At 49.0% G+C, this 22,509-nt stretch carries 15 protein-coding genes; 12 read left to right on the top strand and 3 right to left on the bottom strand.

Translation table 11 applies throughout. From position 1 onward, the window contains the following. The first annotated feature begins 120 nt into the window (after nucleotides 1–120). Nucleotides 121–1,173 (top strand): YeiH family protein, encoded by a 1,053-nt coding sequence (locus HMPREF9441_RS08705; protein WP_008620237.1) that lies wholly within the window; start codon nucleotides 121–123, stop codon nucleotides 1,171–1,173. Between the two features lie 71 nt (nucleotides 1,174–1,244). On the opposite strand, the gene HMPREF9441_RS08700 is transcribed toward HMPREF9441_RS08705, so the two are convergent. Together HMPREF9441_RS08700 and HMPREF9441_RS08695 are read right to left on the bottom strand one after the other, a co-directional pair. Then, complete coding sequence (locus HMPREF9441_RS08700) at nucleotides 1,245–1,601, bottom strand: MarR family winged helix-turn-helix transcriptional regulator (RefSeq protein WP_008620235.1); 357 nt, start codon at nucleotides 1,599–1,601, stop codon at nucleotides 1,245–1,247. 7 nt (nucleotides 1,602–1,608) lie between these two features. Next, on the bottom strand, nucleotides 1,609–4,071 hold the full coding sequence (locus HMPREF9441_RS08695; protein ID WP_008620233.1) for a DsrE/DsrF/DrsH-like family protein: 2,463 nt from the start codon (nucleotides 4,069–4,071) through the stop codon (nucleotides 1,609–1,611). 205 nt (nucleotides 4,072–4,276) lie between these two features. Here HMPREF9441_RS08695 and HMPREF9441_RS08690 point away from each other — a divergent pair, with 205 nt between their 5' ends. After that, on the top strand, nucleotides 4,277–5,317 hold the full coding sequence (locus tag HMPREF9441_RS08690) for an asparaginase (protein WP_008620232.1): 1,041 nt from the start codon (nucleotides 4,277–4,279) through the stop codon (nucleotides 5,315–5,317). Between the two features lie 26 nt (nucleotides 5,318–5,343). Beyond that, a complete protein-coding gene (locus HMPREF9441_RS08685; protein ID WP_008620231.1) occupies nucleotides 5,344–6,123 on the top strand; it encodes a ZIP family metal transporter in 780 nt (259 codons plus the stop codon). Here HMPREF9441_RS08685 and HMPREF9441_RS08680 read toward each other — a convergent pair. Then, nucleotides 6,115–6,990, bottom strand: a complete 876-nt coding sequence (locus HMPREF9441_RS08680) for a helix-turn-helix domain-containing protein (RefSeq protein WP_008620230.1) — start codon at nucleotides 6,988–6,990, stop codon at nucleotides 6,115–6,117. The genes HMPREF9441_RS08685 and HMPREF9441_RS08680 overlap by 9 nt on opposite strands. A gap of 219 nt (nucleotides 6,991–7,209) precedes the next feature. Between HMPREF9441_RS08680 and HMPREF9441_RS08675 the strand changes: the two genes are divergently transcribed. The 9 genes from HMPREF9441_RS08675 to HMPREF9441_RS08635 all read left to right on the top strand — a co-directional run bounded on the left by HMPREF9441_RS08675 (nucleotide 7,210) and on the right by HMPREF9441_RS08635 (nucleotide 22,497). Continuing rightward, nucleotides 7,210–9,777 (top strand): endonuclease MutS2, encoded by a 2,568-nt coding sequence (locus tag HMPREF9441_RS08675; RefSeq protein ID WP_008620229.1) that lies wholly within the window; start codon nucleotides 7,210–7,212, stop codon nucleotides 9,775–9,777. A gap of 141 nt (nucleotides 9,778–9,918) precedes the next feature. Then, nucleotides 9,919–11,580, top strand: coding sequence for an AMP-binding protein (locus HMPREF9441_RS08670; protein WP_008620227.1), 1,662 nt, complete (start codon nucleotides 9,919–9,921; stop codon nucleotides 11,578–11,580). A gap of 41 nt (nucleotides 11,581–11,621) precedes the next feature. Continuing rightward, nucleotides 11,622–14,441 (top strand): M16 family metallopeptidase, encoded by a 2,820-nt coding sequence (locus HMPREF9441_RS08665; protein WP_008620225.1) that lies wholly within the window; start codon nucleotides 11,622–11,624, stop codon nucleotides 14,439–14,441. 906 nt (nucleotides 14,442–15,347) lie between these two features. After that, nucleotides 15,348–16,613, top strand: coding sequence for a DUF3575 domain-containing protein (locus HMPREF9441_RS08660; RefSeq protein WP_244949702.1), 1,266 nt, complete (start codon nucleotides 15,348–15,350; stop codon nucleotides 16,611–16,613). Continuing rightward, complete coding sequence (locus HMPREF9441_RS08655; protein ID WP_008620217.1) at nucleotides 16,610–17,812, top strand: hypothetical protein; 1,203 nt, start codon at nucleotides 16,610–16,612, stop codon at nucleotides 17,810–17,812. Before HMPREF9441_RS08660 ends, HMPREF9441_RS08655 begins: the two co-directional genes overlap by 4 nt. Nucleotides 17,813–17,844: 32 nt before the next feature. Beyond that, nucleotides 17,845–19,152 carry a hypothetical protein gene (locus tag HMPREF9441_RS08650; protein WP_244949701.1) on the top strand — a complete coding sequence of 436 codons (1,308 nt, stop codon included), beginning with the start codon at nucleotides 17,845–17,847 and terminating at the stop codon, nucleotides 19,150–19,152. Between the two features lie 57 nt (nucleotides 19,153–19,209). Continuing rightward, a complete protein-coding gene (locus HMPREF9441_RS08645) occupies nucleotides 19,210–20,610 on the top strand; it encodes a fimbrillin family protein (protein WP_008620214.1) in 1,401 nt (466 codons plus the stop codon). An 18-nt stretch (nucleotides 20,611–20,628) separates the two neighbouring features. Next, the gene (locus HMPREF9441_RS08640; protein WP_008620212.1) at nucleotides 20,629–21,846 is read left to right on the top strand and encodes a fimbrillin family protein; all 1,218 of its coding nucleotides are present in this window, start codon (nucleotides 20,629–20,631) and stop codon (nucleotides 21,844–21,846) included. A gap of 117 nt (nucleotides 21,847–21,963) precedes the next feature. Continuing rightward, the gene (locus HMPREF9441_RS08635; protein WP_008620210.1) at nucleotides 21,964–22,497 is read left to right on the top strand and encodes a DUF3575 domain-containing protein; all 534 of its coding nucleotides are present in this window, start codon (nucleotides 21,964–21,966) and stop codon (nucleotides 22,495–22,497) included. Nucleotides 22,498–22,509: the final 12 nt, after the last annotated feature.

Here is a 22,509-nt window from a genome sequence, read left to right as displayed (position 1 = left end):
TTTTGTCGAATCCCTGACAATACTAAAATATGTATATAAATCTACGTGCTGCAATATTTTTATCGTATCTTTGCAAACGGATAACCCTTATTATTTTATAACTAACATTTTCACTGATTTATGTTTAAGGAAAACAAAGGAGAAGTCCTGCATGGAATTTTACTTATCGTTTTATTTTCGTTTTCTGCCTTTTACATTACAGAATTCGAGTTCGTCAAACAACTTTCCTTCAGCCCGCTGATTGTCGGTATCATCTTAGGCATGCTATATGCCAATAGCTTACGCAACAAACTGCCCGAGACATGGGTTCCGGGAATCAAGTTTTGTTCCAAACAAATCTTGCGCACAGGCGTAGTACTCTACGGCTTCAAGCTGACTTTTCAACAGGTACTGGCCATAGGACTACCGGCCATTACGGCTGATTTGATTATCGTCGCCGGTACATTGGCCTTAGGAATATTAATGGGAAAATTACTCAAAGTGGACAGCCAGACAGCTTTAATGACTTCTACCGGTAGCGCCATCTGTGGAGCTGCAGCCGTACTGGGAGCCGAACCGGTTGTGCGCTGCGAAGCCCACAAGACTGCGGTCGCCGTATCCACCGTGGTGATATTCGGAACACTTTCCATGTTCCTCTATCCCATCATGTACCGTGCCGGATGGTTGGACGGCTTGAGCGACCAAGCCATAGCCGTATATATAGGTTCAACCCTGCACGAAGTAGCTCATGTAGTCGGAGCGGGTAACGCCATCGATGCTGCGGGAGGCAATGTGGCAGATGCCGCCACCATCACCAAAATGATACGCGTCATGCTGTTGGCACCCGTTTTGGTCATCATGAGTGTATGCCTCTCCGGAAAACAAAAAAATAAAGGCATAACCGGAAAGAGTAAAATCACAATACCTTGGTTCGCTTTTTATTTTTTAGTCGTCATCGGTATTAATTCCCTGTTACAATCTGCCACTTTCATTCCTCAGGAAACTTTGCAGGCAGGTATAGGGTTCATCAATAACGTGGACACGTTCTTACTTACCATGGCCATGACGGCACTCGGTGCAGAAACCAGCATAGACAAATTCAAACAAGCCGGAGCCAAACCTTTCTATCTGGCCGGCATCCTCTATGTTTGGCTGGTATTCGGTGGATATGCCATTGTAAAATTGTTGTTCTGAAAAGAATTCGGACATCTGAAAATCCCCATGGTCCTAACCGACCATGGGGATTTTCAGATATGTTCCGTCTCTTACTGGAAGAAAGGAAGCAGCAAATCGGGAATCTCTATTCCATGCTTTCGGATGTCTTCCAACTTCTCCTTGGCCTTATCAGTCAGGGCAAAATACATCTGGCGCTTGTCTTTCTCCCCCAAAGTCCGAACCAACAAGCCTTTTTCTTCTACCGAACGTATCATTTTGGAAGCATGTGAGGCCGTCAGTCCCGTACGTTCCACAACCACGCCTGCCATCACGGTTTCTTCCCCAATGCTACACAGGACCATCGCTTCATTCAATGATAAACCGTATGTTTCCGACAGACGGGTTTCCAACAAAGCAAGAGAACGATAAAGGTCCCTCATGACACAAATACATTTGATTTTCTCCATGGCAGCGCTAAATAAACAAGTTTACATTAGCCTCTTCGGCACGTCCCATATACGTAGCTACTCCGCCGATCGTCACATGGTCCAACAACTCTTCCTTTTTCACCCCCATCACATCCATCGACATTTGACAGGCTATGAATTCCACTCCGTTTTCAATGGCCTGCCGGCGTAATGACTCTAAAGAATCAATGCCTTTACGTTTCATAATATGACGCATCATCCGTGCTCCCATGCCTCCCATATTCATTTTTGAAAGTTGCAGTTTCATGGAATCGGATGGCAACATCACACCGAACATCTTTCCAAACCAATCTTTCTTCACTTTTGGCTTTTCTGTCTTTTTAATGGCATTCAATCCCCAGAAAGTGAAGAAAATGGTCACTTTCTCTCCAGTAGCCGCTGCACCGTTAGCCAAAACAAAAGTAGCTAATACCTTATCCAAATCATCACTGAACAGAATAAAAGTCTTACCTTTTGCCGTCGAGACCGGATGTGAAACCTCCATCGCACAAGGTGTCGCTTTCTCTACTCTGACTATGTATGTACCATTTTCGGTTTGAGCAGAAACAAAACGGTTTCCTGTCATCCGGCACCAGGCTTCGGCATCACGGGGAAAACCGGCATCCGTAGCACGTATCTCCAAACATTCACCAGATTGCAATTGCTCCATACTCTTCTTCAATTTCAGAATAGGACCGGGACATTGAATACCACAAGCATCTATTCGGACAATACGGGCTACCGGCACCTTTTCCTCCTGACTTACACAACACGTGTTACTCGATTTCCGAACACAAACGTCTTCAGGCGCACCAGGAATACAAACCGGAGTTACAGCCGCTTTATAGGTCTTAAGCCCTCCTATCAGATTCCTCACGTCATATCCATTTTCTTTTAGGATATTAGAGGCCAGATAACCACGCAAGCCCACGCCACAATACACCCACACAGGTTTATCAAGAGGTAACTCTGCCAAACGTTCCCGCAACTCATCCAACGGTACATTCACCGCGCCGTCTATCCCTCCCAGTGCATATTCGTCGGGCGTACGCACGTCCACCAATGTCACGCGGTTCAAATCAGCCGTTTTTAAATCCCTCCAATAAAGCGGATTCATTTTCCCGTTCAATATGTTCCCGGCCACATAACCTGATACCGCCACCGGATCCTTGGCTGATGAAAAAGGTGGAGCGTAAGCGTGCTCCAACTCCATCAAATCGTACACTGTACCTCCGCGCTTAATGACCATAGCGTATTCATCTATCCGCTTATCCACACCGTCATAACCGACGATTTGTGCTCCGTAAAGTTTGCCTCCATCGGGAGAAAACGTAATCTTTATAGCCATCTGCAAGGCACCGGGATAATATCCGGCATGAGAACCTGAATGTATCGTAGCCGAAAGATAAGGTATCCCAAACTGTATTAAACGTTTGGCCGGAAGACCTGTTGAAGCCACGGTCTGGTCGAACACCTTGGCAATGGCTGTTCCGACTGCCCCTTCGTATTTTACTTTATTGCCGAACACCATATTGTCGGCCACAATACGTGCCTGACGGTTGGCAGGACCTGCCAAGAAATTCAGCCAAGGCTTACCTGTCAGCGGGTGAGGAAATTCTATCGCATCACCGACCGCATACACCGATTCATCCGATGTCTGCAAATACTCATTCACACGGATACCTTTCATCTCTCCCAACTCCAATCCTGCAGCGGAGGCTAACGATGTCTCAGCACGTACCCCAATGGAAAGAATCACCAAATCCGTCTCTATCGTGATACCGGACTTGAACTTTACCGTCACTCCGGAAGCGGTTTCCTCAAAAGATTCCACCGCCTGTTCCAAATAAAGCTTCACCCCTTTCTGCAACAGATGTTCATGCACTAAAGCCGCCATAGAAAAATCTATAGGCCCCATGACCTGAGCTGCCATTTCCACCACAGCCACTTCTGCCCCTGTATGTTGTAAATTTTCAGCCATTTCCAAACCGATGAAACCGCCACCTACGATAAGTGCACGTCTGACCTGATGTTGTCGTACGTAGTCTTTTATACGGTCGGTGTCTTGTACATTACGCAACGTAAAGATTCCACGACTGTCGATACTTGTCAAAGGAGGACGTACCGGGGAGGCTCCGGGCGAAAGCAAGAGTTTGTCGTAAGTTTCCACATATTCCCGACCGTCAGATGTTCTTACCGTAACTTCTTTTCGGCGTACATCTATTGCCGTCACCTCGGATGCAGTACGGACATCCACACGGAAACGACGTGCAAAAGCCTCCGGAGTTTGCACGAAAAGCCGTTCTCTATCACGAATCACTCCACCTATATAATAAGGTAAACCGCAATTGGCATACGATATATATTCTCCCTTTTCAAACAAAATTATTTCCGCTTTTTCCGTATTTCTACGAATCCGGGCTGCCGCAGTCGCACCACCAGCCACTCCTCCCACAATTACATACTTCATATTCTTCCTTCTTATTTTATATTATCATTATTTTCCAATAGAAACTTTTGCAAAGAACGCCTTTAATTTACAGCGAAACAAATTTCCAACGGAAAACTTTCCAAGTTTAAGATTTTTTAGAAAACACAAACAAAAGCAATTCACTCCACCTCAAAATCCAGAATTTATCGTTATATTTGCAAATGAACCGCAAAACCATGGATATATGACAGACTTTGCCCCCTCCGTATTGCTGATTTATACAGGTGGAACTATCGGAATGATAGAAAACCCGGAAACAGGAGCATTGGAAAGCTTCAACTTCGACCACTTGCTGAACTTCGTTCCGGAGTTGAAACGTTTTAATTATCATATCAACACCTATTCTTTCGATCCCCCCATTGATTCTTCCGATATGGAACCTTACCATTGGGCAAGATTGGCACGAATTGTAGAACGGAATTACGAACAATACGATGGTTTTGTCATTCTACATGGAACTGACACCATGGCTTATACGGCTTCTGCATTGAGTTTTATGTTGGAAAACCTGTCTAAACCGGTTGTATTGACCGGTTCACAACTCCCGATGGGTATGTTGCGGACAGACGGCAAAGAAAACCTGATTACCGCCATAGAGATTGCTGCGGCCAAACATCCGGACGGTACGGCCATGGTGCCGGAAGTCTGTATCTACTTCGAAAGAGACTTGATGAGGGGCAACCGTACCACGAAAATCAATGCAGAGAAATTTAATGCTTTCAAGTCGTATAATTATCCGTGTCTGGGGCATAGTGCCATCGACATTAAAATCAAACCGGAACGCATACGCCGGCCTGACGCGTCACGCCCCCTGAAGGCACACTACCTGTTCGATACCAATGTAGTGGTTCTCACGCTTTTTCCGGGGATACAGGAAAGCATTATTACTTCTGTCTTCAACATTAAAGGATTGAAAGCCGTAGTTATGAAAACCTTCGGTTCGGGCAACGCCCCACAGAAACCCTGGTTTATCAAACTCATCAAAGAAGCTGCAGAACGCAACATCATTATTATCAACATCACCCAATGCCAGTCGGGAAGTGTAGAAATGGAACGTTATGAAACAGGCCGTCAGTTACTGGAAGCCGGAGTGATCAGCGGATATGACAGCACTCCGGAGTGTGCATTGACCAAATTGATGTTTCTTTTGGGCCATGACCTGCCCCCCGAAGAGGTCAGGCGTCTCATGAATACCAACCTGGCCGGTGAAATCACGTTGGAATAATACCCACAAACGACAAATATAAAATTATGGACGGACTAATCATAGGATTATTATTACCTTTTGCCGGTACTACTTTAGGTGCCGCCTGCGTTTTTCTGATGAAAAAACAAATGCCGGACTTAGTGCAGAAAACCTTATTGGGATTCGCTTCCGGTGTCATGGTAGCGGCTTCCGTATGGTCGCTGCTGATACCTTCTATAGAAATGAGCGGTACGGAAAATGCTACCCGGGTTATCCCGGCCGTAAGCGGCTTCATAGCGGGTATTGCATTTCTCTTGCTGATGGACCGGATCACTCCGCACCTCCATTTAGGCAGCCCTTCACCCGAAGGACCGCACAGCAAATTGTCACGGACAAGCATGTTGGTATTGGCCGTCACCTTGCACAATATTCCGGAGGGAATGGCTGTAGGAGTAGCATTAGCCGCCGCCATGGAACACAGCACTTATCTTCCCATGGCCGGTGCATTGGCTTTATCTTTGGGAATCGCCATACAGAATTTCCCGGAAGGCGCCATTGTCTCCATGCCTCTGCGTAGTGAGGGAAACAGCAGATTGCGCGCTTTCGGCATCGGTACATTGAGCGGTGTCGTAGAACCTATCGGAGCTATCCTGACGATTCTGTTGGCAGCCTACATCACCCCCATATTGCCATATTTACTGTCGTTTGCCGCTGGCGCTATGATTTATGTGGTCGTAGAGGAGTTGATTCCGGAGGCTTCTCAAGGAAAACATTCCAACGTAGGAACGGTAGGCTTTGCACTGGGCTTCGTATTAATGATGATTCTGGACGTCGTATTAGGATAAACGTTTGGAGCGATATTCTTTAGGCCCGACACCAAAATGCTTTTTCACATATTTACCGAAGAAAGAAAGAGAAGGAAAATCCAACTCCACCATAATTTCCTTAATGCTTTTGTTTGAATAAGACAACAAATCCGCGATGTCTTTCGTCACCGCTTTATGAATCAGCATCGAAGCCGTCTCGCCACAAGTCGCTTTACAGACAGAAGACAAATACTTAGACGTTACATTCAATGTCTCCGCATAAAAAGATACGGAACGAGGTTTAGGATAGACCGATGTAAGCAAATCCAAAAATCCTTTGAACAGATTATGTCCTTGAGAGTAATTGACCGCACCGACCGAAATATAACGTCCTATCACGCCATACAATTCACACATAAACGATTTCAACAGACACTGCATGGATTCCCTATATCCCAACTTGTTCTTATCCCCAATCTTGACAGATATCAAAGAATAATACAATGATAAACAAGTATATTCCATATCCGTGAGCGACAGTATCGGATGAGCTATCAGAAATGAAACCACATCCCAATTATATGAAGAAAATGAAATGGCTTTTTGAAATAAAGAACGAGAGATACAAAGACTGTTTACAGACAAATCATCCGTCTTTTTCTGCCGTTCCAATACATAATTGGGCAAGGACATGATTATATCATGTGCCTTGACGTTATAATTCTTTCCATTGATGGTACATTCGGCTTCTCCCGAAACGACAATAGAAACAATCACCCATTCTACTTTTATCGTATCTGATGTCATCCGAGACAGATTCCTCCCAGCCTCCAAGCCATACATGAGAGCATCCTTCTCACGTACTATCATAAAATCATCACTAACTAACAATACGTCACTTTCCATTTTCTACTGTTATTTTCCGATTGCAAAATAAATATCTTCATTCTTATAAACTGACCTGATTATTCACAAAGAGTGTTCTGAATAACATTAAAACTATCCTATAACAGACTTATAATACTCTCCACTGACACTTGCAACGGAGAAAGACAGAAAAGCCCCGGACAAAGAAACTTTTATGCCGCTTTTTCTTAACTTTGCACCCGCTAATCCAAATGAAATATGATTTATCCACAGAATTTTGAACAGAAAATAGGATTTGACGAGATACGTACTTTATTGACGGGACATTGCCTGAGTACACTTGGCATAGAGCGCGTCGGACAGATGAAATTCCAGACGGATTTGCATCTATTGCGCGAATTGCAAGAGCAGACACGGGAATTCCTGCGCATTCAGGAAGAAGAAGAGGACTTTCCGGAGCAGGATTTCTATGATGTACGCCCGGCCATCAAACGCATCAGAATAGAAGGTACTTATCTCGACGAAACGGAACTGTTCGATCTGAAACGCTCGCTTTGCACGATTATCAACATCGTACGGTTTCTCAACAAGGATACCGAAGAAGATAACGGCACGGAGGAAAACCGCCCCGGCGATGATGCCTCCGTCCCCTATCCGGCCTTACGCCGTCTGACGCAAGGGGTCTCCGTCTACCCTCAACTGGTGCGCCGCATTGAGAGCATACTCGACAAATACGGCAAAATCAAAGACTCGGCATCCGCCGAACTATTACGTATCCGCCGCGAACTTGTCGCTGCCGAAAGCGGAATCTCGCGCACACTGCACGCCATCTTGCGGAACGCGCAACAAGACGGCGTGGTGGACAAGGATGTCACTCCCACCATGCGCGACGGACGCTTGGTCATTCCTGTGGCTCCGGCTTTAAAGCGGAAAATTAAGGGAATCGTCCACGACGAATCCGCCACGGGGCGTACGGTCTTCATCGAACCGGCCGAAGTAGTGGAAGCCAACAACCGCATCCGTGAACTGGAGGGGGAAGAACGACGGGAAATCATACGCATATTGCAGGAATTCACGGCTGAGGTCCGGCCTCATTATCAGGAAATCCTGCAATCCTACGAATTTCTGGCCGAAATAGACTTCATCCATGCCAAAGCCGGACTGGCCCGCCAATTCAATGCCACGACACCGGACATCAAAGGGGCACCGCTGATAGACTGGACGCTGGCCCGTCATCCCTTGCTATACCTGTCCCTGACCCGTCACGGGAAAAAAATCGTGCCGCTCGACATCGAACTGAACGGGCATCAGCGTATTCTCATCATTTCCGGTCCCAACGCGGGCGGAAAATCCGTATGCCTGAAGACCGTAGGCCTCATCCAATACATGTTGCAATGCGGACTTCCCGTTCCTATCGGGGAAAACTCACGCACCGGCATTTTCGGCAGCATCTTCATCGACATCGGGGACGAGCAGAGCATAGAGGACGACTTGAGCACCTATTCCAGCCATTTGCTCAACATGAAAAACATGATGAAAGCTTGCTGTGGCACCAGCCTTCTGCTCATCGACGAATTCGGAGGCGGCACGGAACCGCAAATCGGCGGCGCCATAGCCGAAGCCGTCCTGAAACGTTTCAACCAAAAAAAGACCTTCGGCATCATCACGACACATTACCAAAACCTGAAACACTTCGCCGAGGACCATGAGGGCGTAGTGAACGGGGCCATGCTCTACGACCGCCAACACATGCAGGCCCTGTTCCAACTGCAAATCGGCAATCCGGGCAGTTCTTTCGCCGTGGAAATCGCCCGCAAGATAGGTATTCCGGAGGAAGTAATAGCCGATGCTTCCGAGCTGGTGGGCAAAGAGTACATCAACGCGGACAAGTACCTGCAAGACATCGTAAGAGACAAGCGGTATTGGGAAAACAAACGGCAGAACATCCACCTCCGGGAAAAGGAAATGGAGAAAACCATAGCCCGTTACGAAACGGAAATCGCAGAGTTGCAACGCAGCCGGAAAGAAATCTTGCGCAAAGCCAAAGAAGATGCCGAACAACTGCTCCGGGAATCGAATGCCAAGATAGAGAACACCATTAAAACCATCAGGGAGGCACAGGCTGAAAAAGAAAAGACCCGCAACGTACGCCAGGAATTGGATGATTTTAAAAAGACTTTGGACGACATCGAAAAGCAACACGAAGCGGACAAGATAACCCGTAAAATGCAACAACTGCAGGAACGGAAAAAAAGACAGGCCGAACGGAAAGAGAAAAAAGCATCCGAAGCCGCCATGCGGAAAGCACAGCCCGATGCCTTGCTGCAAGCCGCACGGGAAGCGGAAGAACGCAACCGTCCCCTGCAACCCGGCGAGACCGTACGCATCAAAGGGCAGACCACCGTAGGCACGATAGAGGAAATAGACGGAAAGAACGCCATCGTCACTTTCGGCATGATGCGCACCAACGTGAAACCGGAACGGCTGGAACGTGCCGCCGCCCCCGATCCCCCGGCACGGAACCAGGCCGCCACCTTCGTCAGCAAACAGACACAAGACAGCGTGTACGAGAAAAAACTGAATTTCAAGCAGGATATCGACGTACGGGGCATGAGGGGGGACGAAGCCATCCATGCCGTCACTTATTTCATCGACGATGCCATATTATTGGGAATATCCAGGGTACGCATCCTGCACGGAACAGGTTCGGGCATCTTACGCACGCTGATTCGCCAGTATCTGCACACGGTGCCCGGCGTAAAAGATTTCAAGGACGAACACGTGCAGTTCGGAGGGGCAGGCATCACCGTAGTGGATTTGGCCTGACTTCAGACCGGCAAATATGCACTGTAAACCGAATTTACATGTTATTTTTCCAACGGGACAAGGACTAAATAGACCATTATTTATTACCTTTGTACCCAATTAAGTACATATTGCGACTTTTTAGACTTTAAGAAAAAGATTATGCTGGAGAGATTTTTAAGTCAAACGACGTTCACGTCGCAAGACGACTTCATCCAAAATTTCCATGTAAAAGTACCGGAGAACTTCAATTTCGGATACGATGTAGTAGATGCATGGGCCGCAGAAGCCCCGGACAAGATAGCCTTATGTTGGACGAACGACCACGGCGTACACCACGATTTCACTTTTTCCGAGCTGAAAGACTACACCGACCGCACGGCTTCTTATTTCCAATCGTTAGGCATCGGACACGGAGACATGGTCATGCTTATATTGAAACGGCGGTACGAATTTTGGTTCTCCATCATCGCCCTGCACAAGATTGGAGCTGTGGCTATCCCGGCCACCCATTTGCTGACCGGAAAAGACATTATCTACCGTAACAATGCCGCTGACATCAAAATGATTGTCTGTGCTGGTGAGGAAGTTATCCTGAACCACGTCAAAGACGCTCTCCCCTATTCACCCTCCGTCAAACACCTCGTCTCGGCCGGACCGATCGTGCCCCATGGTTTTGAAGACTTTCAGAAAGGCGTTTTAGGAGCCGCACCGTTTGTCAAACCGGAACATCCCAACCGGAACGACGACATATCCCTGATGTATTTCACTTCGGGAACTACCGGTGAACCGAAGATGGTGGCTCATGATTTCACCTATCCGCTCGGACATATCGCGACCGGATGTTATTGGCATAACCTGCACGAAGACAGCCTGCATCTGACCGTAGCCGACACGGGATGGGGAAAGGCCGTGTGGGGAAAACTGTACGGCCAATGGATTGCCGGAGCTACGGTTTTCGTATACGACCATGAAAAGTTCCATCCGGCCGACATCCTGCAAATGATACAAAATTATCATATCACATCGCTCTGCGCTCCTCCCACCGTCTTCCGCTTCCTTATTCGGGAGGATCTGACGCATTACGACCTTTCTTCCCTGCAATACTGCACGATTGCAGGCGAGGCACTGAACCCGGCCGTATACGAAACCTTCCGCAAGTTGACAGGCATCAAACTGATGGAAGGCTTCGGACAGACGGAAACGACCCTGACCATCGCCACTTTCCCCTGGATGGAACCCAAACCGGGTTCCATGGGAGTGCCCAATCCGGAATACGTGGTAGACTTGCTCAAGACAGACGGTACGTCGGCCGCACCGGGCGAGCAGGGTCAGATAGTCATCCGTACCTCCCAAGGCAAACCATTGGGATTGTTCAAGGAATACTACCGTAACCCGGATCTCACCCGTGAAGTATGGCATGACGGCATATATTATACAGGAGACGTAGCCTGGAAAGACGAAGACGGTTATTTCTGGTTTGTAGGACGGGTAGACGATGTCATCAAAAGTTCCGGCTACCGCATCGGCCCCTTCGAGGTGGAGAGCGCATTGATGACGCATCCTGCCGTAGTGGAATGCGCCATCACAGGCGTACCCGACGAGATTCGCGGACAAATCGTAAAAGCTACCATCGTATTGGCAAAAGACTATAAGGATGTAGACAAAGAGCATTTGGTCAAGACCCTGCAAAACCACGTCAAACAAGTCACTGCACCTTATAAATACCCGAGAGTCATCGAGTTTGCAGACGAACTGCCCAAAACCATCAGTGGCAAAATCCGAAGGGTGGAAATCCGCAACAAAGACAATCAGAAATCTTAATCACAGGCTGCTCATACAGTCTGATTTTATACTTTTAAATTATGAAACAAAAAATTCTATTGCTGTCATTCCTGTTTCTCAGCCTGATAGGGTATGCACAACCCATCGACTGGAACAAGAAACTTCCGGCAGACCCGAATGTCCTGATCGGCAAGCTACCGAACGGTATCACTTATTACCTCCGGCATAACGAAGAACCTAAAGACCGGGCCAGTTTCTTCATCATCCGCAACGCAGGCGCATTGCTTGAGAATGACGATCAGGACGGCTTGGCCCACTTCTTGGAACACATGGCCTTTAACGGCAGTAAGAACTTCCCGGGCAACAGCATGATTTCCACACTCGAACGTCATGGAATCTCTTTCGGTGGGAACCTGAATGCCTACACCACACAGAACGAAACGGTTTACAATATCAGCGATGTGCCGATGGCAGACGAAAGCCTGACGGACACGTGCCTGCTTATTCTGCACGACTGGTCTTATTACCTGACCCTCGACCCGAAAGACATCGACGAGGAACGTGGGGTCATCACCGAGGAGTGGCGTACGCGCAACAACAGCGCAACCCGTATCTATAACCAGAAAAGACCTGTACTCTACAAAGGCTCGAAATATGCCGAGCGCGATGTCATCGGCGACATGGATGTCATCCGGACGTTCAAGCCCGAAACCTTGCGCGACTTTTACCACAAATGGTACCGCACGGACTTGGAAGCCATTGCTATCGTAGGAGACTTCGATATCAAGAATATGGAAGAAAAGATAAAGAAAGTCTTTTCATCCATTCCCGTTATCCCTAATCCGGAACCACGTCCGTTTTTTGAAATTCCTTCCCATGACGAAACTTATTTCTGTCTGGCCACCGACAAGGAAGCCACTTCGTCCAACGTACAGGTTATCCGTATCTTCCGCGACAAAGAATACGACGGCAAGGGATATGCCACGTACCAGGACGTGAAAAACGGTCTGATGATCGGCTTCTACAACAGTATGGTGGGTGAACGTATCGGAGAGATTATTCAACGCGGACAAGCCCCTTACGTAAAAGCTTCGGTCGGCTTTTTCGGTATGGTAAAAGGATACTATGCTTATTCCATCAGTGCTACAGCCAAGCCGAATCAGGAAAGAGAAGCGCTTATCGGAGCCTTAGAGGAGCACGAACGTATATTCCAGCATGGGTTCACCGAAGATGAACTGAACCGTGCGAAAGCCAATATGCTGACCAGCCTCGAATCCATGGTGAAAGACAAGGACAAAACATCCAATGACACCTATGCTGAAGAAATGCAATCCCATTTCTTAGGCAATGAAGCCATCATCAACATAGAGGATTATGCCGAGGCAGTCAAGGAAATCCTTCCGACCATCACGGCAGAAGAAGTTTCCGAACAAGCCAAAAGATGGTGGAAGACAGACAACCGTACCATCGTCATCAGCGGCCCAAGCGAAGGCGTCACACACCTGACGGAACAAGAGGCCCGGGACATCCTTGCCGAAATGGAAGGAAAGGAAGTCTCTGCATACGAAGACAATAGCGTAAAAGGCAATCTCATCGAAAAAGAGCCCACAGCCGGAACGATCACAAAAGTGAAGGAACTGCCGCAATTCCAAGCCGAAGAATGGACTTTAAGCAACGGGGCAAAAGTAATCTACCGCAAGGCCGATTATGAAAAAGACGAAGTGGCACTGGCCGCTTACAGTCCCGGCGGTTCTTCTTTATATACGGATGTCAATTTCCTTCCTGCGGCATCCAATGCCGGACAATTTGCTTCGAACTACGGTTTGGGTACCTACGACGAAATCGCATTGGGCAAGCTGCTGACAGGTAAAAAGGCCGGATGTGAGGTTTCTATCAGCGGATTGTATGAGAACGTCAACGGAAGTTCTACGCCCAAAGACTTCGAAACGATGATGCAACTGATGTACCTCCGTTTTATGGAACCTCGCTTCGATACACTGGCACATAAAGTCATCATCGAACGCAACCATATCTATGCCAAGCAGATTGCCGGGCAACCGCAGACCATCATGCGCGATTCTCTCTCATTGATTTCCGCCAACTACAGTCCGCGCGTACAATTGTTCAACGACGCATACGTAGACCGGTTGACGCTCGACCGTATCGAAAAGGCTTACCGTGACCGTATCTGCGATGCCAGCGATTTTACTTTCTTCATCGTCGGAAACGTGGACAAAGACACGGCGCGGGTCATGGCTCAGAAATACATCGGTTCTCTCCCCTCCCTCTACCGGAATGAGAAGTGGGTGGACCGTCAGGTCAGGGCACCGAAAGGCAAGGTGGAAAAGAACATAGAAATACCGTTGGAGGTTCCGAAGTCCACAGTCATAGTCCTGTTCAACAGGGAAATGAAGTACACCTTGAAAGAGGCTTATACCATCAACATACTGGGTAATATCCTCACCAACCGCTACACCAAGACCATCCGCGAAGAACAAGGCGGAACCTACGGCGTAGGGGTAAGCGGCTCAGCCTCACGCGAACCATACAACAATTATAATATGTATATGACCTTCGAATGTGACCCTGAAAAGGCGAATGAACTGAAACCCTTGCTTTATAAGGAAGTGGACAATATCATCCGTGAGGGGGTTACGGAAGAAGAGCTCAGCAAAGTGGTCAAGAACACGCTGAAAGAGGCAGAACAAAGCAAACAGCACAATGCTTATTGGCTGACCACCTTAGTTACATATTATAAGACCGGAGTGAACCTGAACGACCCGAAAAACATGGAAACCCTTGTGGCTTCCATCCAACCGAAGGACGTGCAGAAATTCGCCAAGAAATTCTTCAAGGATGCGGATGTCATCGACCTGATATTCTCACCGCAACAGAAATAAACAAGAATGGGAGGAACGCAAGACAAGCTTTCCTCCCATTTTTTAATTACACGTTTCCCCTCCCCGGAGTTTTTCAGAAAAGCCCTTTCATCCTTCAGGCCATAGGCCAACTACCTCTCACATAATATATTATGGAATGAAAGATAGGAAACTCATCTTTCAGTTTCCTTTCATTGTAGAGACCCATAAAAAGTTCTGCGCCAAACGATTTTTCAGTCTCAGCCGAACGATTTTCAAATCTCAGGCGAATGATTTCCCAATCTCTGGCGAACGGAATGAAACGTGACTGAAAGATACCTGAAACATCCTTCAGCTTGTAACATCAATATTATGAGAGAATTACCATACAGCCTGAAAGATGAAGGATATTTTTGTAAAATCCCTGTGTAGGGGATGTTCCCACAAAGTTTTTACGCCCCTATCAAAACACTGCAAAAAACGTTTGATTTAAATTAACGTAATTCCGATACAACTTTGCCGACAACAGAAGCCTGATATTCCCCTTCCACAAGTTATCGTGACAACACCGGTTAAAAATATATGTATCCGGTTTATCTCTTACTAAGAGAGCGATTTTCGACCGCTAAAATAGGTAAAAGGAAGCAAATGAACAAGTTTCTTTTGTTAAAAATGACCCTTTCCTAAAATGAATAACAAAATACGCAAACCTTTTACAAAACATTTTCCAATTATAATAACTGTAACATAAGGAGTTACGTAGTTGTACGCTCTCTTAGTAAGAGATAGACCTTGTAAAAGGCTAAAAAAGTGTTGATAACCGAATTGTACGATATTGTTTGAATGCAAAAGTTGATCATTAGGACACTCTTGATGTGGGTTTGTTTGACACCCGCTATTTTTTACGGGCAAGCCTTATCCGGAACAAAGGACGTAAGACATGACACCGTGCCCTTTCTTAAACGTTGGTCTATCATGACCAACGCCGTGGACTGGATAGTAGCCACTCCCAACCTCGGAGTGGAGTTTGACTTGGCTGGCAATGAAAAGACCCGTTTCTCTATACTTATGAACGGCAAATATAATTGGAATACCCACCATTCCATACAGCCGCGCATCGTGTACAACGTGGCGGCCGGGAGTGTGGAAGCCCGGAAGTATTGGCGTACGGGCGGTTCTATCAGAGGAGCCATGGAACGCTACACGAAAGATAACCGCGACACCACCATCTCCCTGCCGCTCTGGGGCTTCAGGCGTTTCAGGCGCAACGTGCTCTCGGGACGTACCTTCATGAATCCTCGGGTTTGGCGTGCCTACTACGTGGGCGTGTATGCCGGTTATGAGAAATACACCATCAGCCTGGGACGGAAAGGCAAACAGGGTGACAGTTATAACTTCGGTTTCACCGGAGGATGGAGTGTTCCCCTTTATCCTTTCAAGGATGGCCGAAGCGTAGACTTGGACTTAGGCTTGGCCGTCGGTGCCAAAATGACGGCGTACGACAAGTTCGGCTATGACGAAGAATACGGATGTTACACTTACCAAGGTTCGAAGGGACGGCATATCGTACCTTTTCCGGTGGTACAGGACATACATCTTTCATTCGTCTTTCGCTTCCGCTCTATCGGAAAGAAGGTACAGGGGGGTGCCGAACGTTACGATGAATGGGATACCCGGCAAAAAGAAAAACGCAACGAACGCTCACGCGTACGGCAACGCAATTGGGAAATCCGCGACTCCATGTACAAGGTGCGCCGCAAAGAAGCGGAAGCTGAGAAATTCTCACGCGACTCGCTCCGCCGCACACTGGAGCTGAACGACTCATTAGAAGATGTAGCAAAGGAGAAGGCCAAGGCTGAAGAAAAAGCCAAGGCAGAGGCCGGGGAGAAGGGCAAGTCCCGCCGTAAGAGGAAAGGAAAGAAAACGGAAGGGGAAGAACAAGTGACGGCTACGCCCCAAGCCGCAACGGGCAACGGCACCTCCGAAACACCATCCGGAAGCGCCAAGGCCGACACGCCCGAAGACACCGGCGACAAGAAAAAAGCAAGCCGGAAAGAAAAAAGACGTAAGAAGAAAAATAAAGAATCCAAAGAAGAAGACCCCGTGGAAACCTATTTTCACATAAAAGGCAGACCATCCGGCGGATATCGGGCCGACAAAGGAAGACTACGGCACAGTATCCCCGAGGAAACAAGAAAGGAGGGACGCGTATGAAACCATGTAGCAGTCTGATTGCCGTACTCCCGCTCCTCTGCGCCATGGCTTCATGTACAGAAGTGGACTTATGCCAGGCGGAACACCCTCACCGTTCCTTCATGGATTTCCGTTTCCATTGGAAAGAGGAATACCAAGGAAACCGTCCCGACAGCATGGGAGTAATAGCCGTGCGTCCGGTCAACATCCTGCGGTATGAATTCCGGATAACCGCTGAGGAAAGCCACAACAACGGCATCCTCATGCAGCCCGAAACGGAAAGACAGCCTTCGGCCGACACATTAGCTCCGGCCGGAACGCACAACCTATGGGTACGCAGTGGTGAATATAACTTCGCCACATTCGGATGGGATGAAGGTGAACTGGTAGATGCCACCGACATCGTGGACACGCAAGGCGACGCGGCCACATTGGGAAGCGGCCTGACCCCACTCTACCTTACCTACCGCCACTACCCCGTGGACGATCCGAAAGTGGCGGGGGCGTATGGTGAATGGAAGGATTACAACGCTTACTCCGACTTCATCTCCAGTGAGGGTGTCCCCGTGTTCTATGCCCGGGTAGACCATGTGTCCGTCCCTTTGGCCCAAGAAGGGACAGGCCAGGTGGTAGTGGACTTCACGCCCGAACCGCTCACACAGGACGTGTCGTTCGTATTCCACATCGAAAAGACGGCAGACGTGGTAGTGGACAGCCTTACGGCCGAAATCTCCGGCATACCATCCACCATGGAACTGACCACGGGACTGATTCTGGCCCAAAAGACCTACAAACTGTTGTTCAGGCCGACATACGCCGCCCTGCCTTCAGCGGCCGACAGCGCCTCGGCGGAAGCGTTGCGCTGTGAAGCCTCCGTCAACATTCCCGGTATCGTACGGAGCCATACCGAAGACATGGTCACGGGGCCGGGCATCCTGCAAATCGCCATTTACACCCACTACGACTACGAAGAGGAAGGAACGCAAAGGAAAGCAGCCAAAGTGTTCCATGCAGGCATCAACCTCTACCATACCTTGAAAGAGCGCAAATCGCTGCAATGGGACGAAGAGGAGAACGGCTACCGGCAAGCCAGCCGAAGCATCACAGTGGAAATCGGCTCACCACTGAATATCGACAAAGACGGTATCCTGAACGGTGGCAGCACCTCGACCGGACTGGACCAATGGATACCCGGCGAAACGTTTGAAATTGAAGTGTGAAACGTATGAAGAGGAAAAGCAAACATACTGAAATGAAAAGATACATCGCAGGAATAGGTTTGTGCTGCGCGCTCGCAGCCTGCAACGAATCCTACCCCGGACTGTATGCGCCCGTCTACGACGCAGACAACCCGAATCCGGAAATGACGGCAGACAGTATCCCCGTCACCCTGTCGCTCACCGACCCGGCCTACGCCTTAGTGACGGGTAAACGGGGCCAAGGGTCTTTCGGCTTTTGGGACGACGAAGAGGAACGTGCCAAATGGATGGCAGCGGAATTCGGCGTCTACGCATTCCTGACGCGCAACCATGTGTACGACGGAACTCCTGACCTCACAGCCGACGAAACTTCCACTGGGGGCGGTGCACCCCTTTGCCTGGTAAACGACCGCAAAGCACGGATTTCAGCCGCCTGCGAACTGTTATGGGCCGACGGCGAGCCGCCGTATTACAGCGCGGTTTACCCGGAGCATAAATACAATTTCTTCCTTTATTATAAAGGAGATGCAGAAGAATATGCCCCGGAACAACGAACACAAGGCAGCATCACCAAGTTCTTCCGGATTGACGGCACACAAGACCTGATTTCGGCATACGCCCGTCCCGGCACGGAAGATGCCGAAAGGCTGCCGGACAATGATGAAACCAAATATCTCATGAATCATGCCGGGGATTTGGTATACAGCACGAAAAGTGCACGCCTGCACGTCGAACCGCATCTTCGCGTGAAACACGAAATGGCACGGCTCAACTTTCTGGTGCAGGCTTACGATACCCTGAAGCAACAAGGACGGGAAATACGCATACAGTCCGTTGCCTTAGTCATCCCCACGAGGGCGCAATTCACGGTAGCTGCCGACTGGGCCGGCGTTTCACACGACTGGACGGACGAGACCAACGTTCCCCCGACGGGCATTTCGTGGGAAGCTACGTGCGACACGGTCTACGTACCCAACGAAAACACACCTACCGAATTCGGGGCGACACTGAAAAGAGAAAATGCCACTTTCGACCCGGAACCCGGCGTGAGCGACCCGGAAGAAGAACCTGTCAAAATCGGCAAGCCACTGTTGATTCCTCCCATAGACCAATTGGGCGTAATCATCCACTACCGTTTTCTCACGGCTAACCCGGAAGACAAGATTCCTTCGGGTTCCATATTCATTGCCAAATACAGCAACTTGCGTTTTGAAGGCGGCTTCCAATCCGGTAAGACGCATGATGTGCTGTTGAAAGTCTACGGCCCGCGCAAAATAGAACTGACCGTAGACGGCAAAGGATTGGGATGGATTTCGGGAGGCGACATCACCGTTGGAGAAGAAGAGGAAGATACAAACTGACGCAATGCTGACACAATGCGTGTAATTAACATATTGTTTTACTAAATTTTTTATTTTATGAGAAAATTATTTTTTGCATCTGCTTTAGTAGCAGGCATGGGTATGTTGGGAAGTTGTTCCAACGACGACGTTGCCGTAACCAACGGCACGCCCGGTGTAGGAAATGGCAACGGACTGGTGCCGGTAGAACTGGCTCTGAACGGCCCCTCCGTAACGGTTGAAAAACGTGGAATCGGTACCGTCGGCGACATCGAAGGAGAAGAAGCCAATAAATGGCAGGGAGAAAAGTTATACCTTCTGATGATGCAACGCTCCAAGTCCGACCAAGCCCAGACTAACCCGTGGGGGTTCACCACTTGGACTTATCAGAGTGCAGCCGCTTCCGGTGAAGACGACCCGAACATCGATGACACTGAATATGACGGAACAACACCAGAACATACGAATCCGACAGCCACCATCGTCAATTTTCCCAACGTAGAAGTCACAGCTCCTACCAATGTAGCATCCGGGGCACTGTCATTGACGGAAGAGACGTCTCCAAAGTATTATCCCGATGAGGGCATACATGATTTCTTCGCATATAATATCGACGATGCCGCAACGATTTATACCAATCCTGCTTGGAAAACGAATAAAACGGATGTAAGTGCAAATACAGATTTCATGGTACGCGACTCATTAGTGGAAGGACAAGTTAAGATGAAATATGTATGGTTCAAAATTGACGGTTCACAAGATCTGATGACAGGCGTAGCCACAAATGAAGGAGAAGAGGATGAAGTGGGCAAGAACTTAGGTTTCTCTGCCCAAACGGCCCGTGCCGGTATCAAGCCTGCTATCAACATGCAACACTTGCTCACCCGTTTCACTTTCACCGTACAAGCTGCAGCAGAATCAGCCGTAGGACTCAAAGTTACGAACATCGCGGTAAAATCCAAGACCACGGGTAAGATGATTGTGGCTTACGACTTGGCCGACGGAGTATTCAAACCGGAGAAAATGTTGGAATGGACGCTTCCTGTCGGTAGTGAACCAGCCACAGAAGAACCTGTAAAGCTCGATTTGAAGAGCCGTACTGGTGCCAACACTGACGTGACAGCCCTCGAAGCTGTCACAATCCAAGAGGGTACCGGTAGTCCAGACAAGACGTATGAAAAACAACCGATAGGCCATGCGTTGATGGTAGCGCCGGGAGAATCAGAATATACGATGTATATTACCATAGAACAGACATTCGAGGAAAATGATCCAGACCACGATGCCGTAGGTTCAGTCACCTTGGAAAAAGCCATCGATTTGACTAAAGGTGGAACAGCAGAAGGCGCAATAGCCGAAGCGGGTTCTTCTTATGCAGTCAATGTGAAGGTCTATGGCATGGCCAAGGTTGAAGTCGATGCCACACTTACCGGTTGGAAGGACGGTGGTGACCTCGAAGTGGATACAAACGTCAACTAATAAACCAAACAGAGACAGATGAAGTTACATCATTATCTTTGGGCCGTGGCGGCAGCTTGCATGCTGCTGCCCGGCTGTTCCAACGAAGACCTGTCGGATCATGCGTCCGCCCCCGTATTCATCCCCGGAAACAGCGAAGTGGAAATCCGCTTCGCCGCCCATTCGGATGAGGTGTCCACTTCCGTGGACAAGCGGGCCACAGTGGACGAAGACGGCAATCTGGACGAAATGGGGGTGTTCTGTCTCGCACGTGGGAAACAGGAGAAAAACGATGGCGCACCCGATATTTCGTGGTTCGACCCTGAAGACAACTACGCTTCCTGCCTGATGAAAAACGTGAAAGCGAAGAAGGAAGGCAGCAACGTGACGTGGGAGGAACACTACTTCTACCCCATCAGCCAATTCTACATGTATGAGTTCTACGGCTACTATCCGTATGCAGAGGATGCCCATATCACGTATGAAGCGTCGGCAGACGGAGACGGCTCCGGCGGCCCGCGTCATCGCGCCACAGTGCATTATACGATAGACGGCACACAGGACATCATCTGGGGAAGAGCCACACTCCTGGACAAGTATGCTTACAGCGCACGCTACTTCCGGGAGAACAAGGACGCAGCCATGCCCTTAATCGGCTTGCAGCACATGCTGACACGTTTACAGTTCCAAGTGAAACCCGGAGAGGATCCGCTAAACAAAGGTTCCGTATTCGAGGATGCAGGCAAGATTTCCGTGAAGTCCATCAAGATCCTCGATGCGCATTCCAAAGTAGACCTCATCGTGGCCGACTTGGAAAAGCGCGAACAATGGGGCGAGGATCCGAGCAAGAGACTCACGTTGGCTGAAAGAATCCAACCATCGGCCGACGAAACAAGGGCAGATTTCACGCTCAAGGATGCGCAAGACGGAGACTTGCAGCCTGTAGCCATCGGTACGACCTTGGACCAGGCCACGAGAGTGGGCGGCAGCCTGATGCTGTACCCGGAAAAGAAATACCGTCTTGAAATCACGCTACACAAAGATGGAGAAGCCCCGGAAGACGGTTTCGACATCACTACGGAAGAATGGCTCACCGTAGGGCCTCCTTACGGTGCTTCCGAAAGCGACACCAACCTGTTCCGCCAAGGAATCTCTTACATGGTGACCATCACGGTGAACGACATAGAAGAAGTGAAAGCAAATGCCAGCCTCACCGATTGGCAGGATTCCGTCAACGGCCCCTCCGTCGAGCTATGACATGCCCCTCCCTTCTGGCATAAAAGCCCGACGGCACATCTTCCGGCCGCATACCTCGCAACCGTGTGCGCCGGAGGATGTTTTTTCAAAAAAGAACAAACCAATCGAAAAGAACGAATGAAACGCCTTTTATCAACAATCATAACCGTAGCTGTAACAGCCGGACTGAAAGCGCAGCTATTGGCCCTGAAGACCGACGCACTGTGGGATGGACTGATGACCCCTAACTTAGGCATGGAAATCGTTACGGGCAACAAGACCAGCTTCGGCTTGTCCGTGTTCGGCAACTACAAACCGTGGGGTATGGACATGAAAATGGTGGGTGCCATCCCCGAATTCCGCTATTGGTTCGGCGGACGCCCCATGATGCGCGAATTCATCGGAGTGGCAGCCCTTGGCACGTCTTACGACATCACGTGGGGCAGCGAGACCTATAAGGGCGACGCCTGGGGCGGCGGACTGACTTTCGGCTACGCTTTCTTCCTCTCGCCCCATTGGAACATAGAATGTTACGGGAGTGTGGGTGCCGTCTACTACGATCACAAACATTACTACCGCGACGACCATTATTCCGAAAACCGCCGCACAGCGCACGGCTACGCCTTCATCCCGTTCAAACTCGGCGTTTCCTTCGCCTATATCATCAAGTAAACCCACAACTTG

Source organism: Paraprevotella clara YIT 11840 (assembly GCF_000233955.1).
GTDB lineage: Bacteria > Bacteroidota > Bacteroidia > Bacteroidales > Bacteroidaceae > Paraprevotella > Paraprevotella clara.
This window is presented reverse-complemented; position numbering and strand designations above follow the sequence as displayed.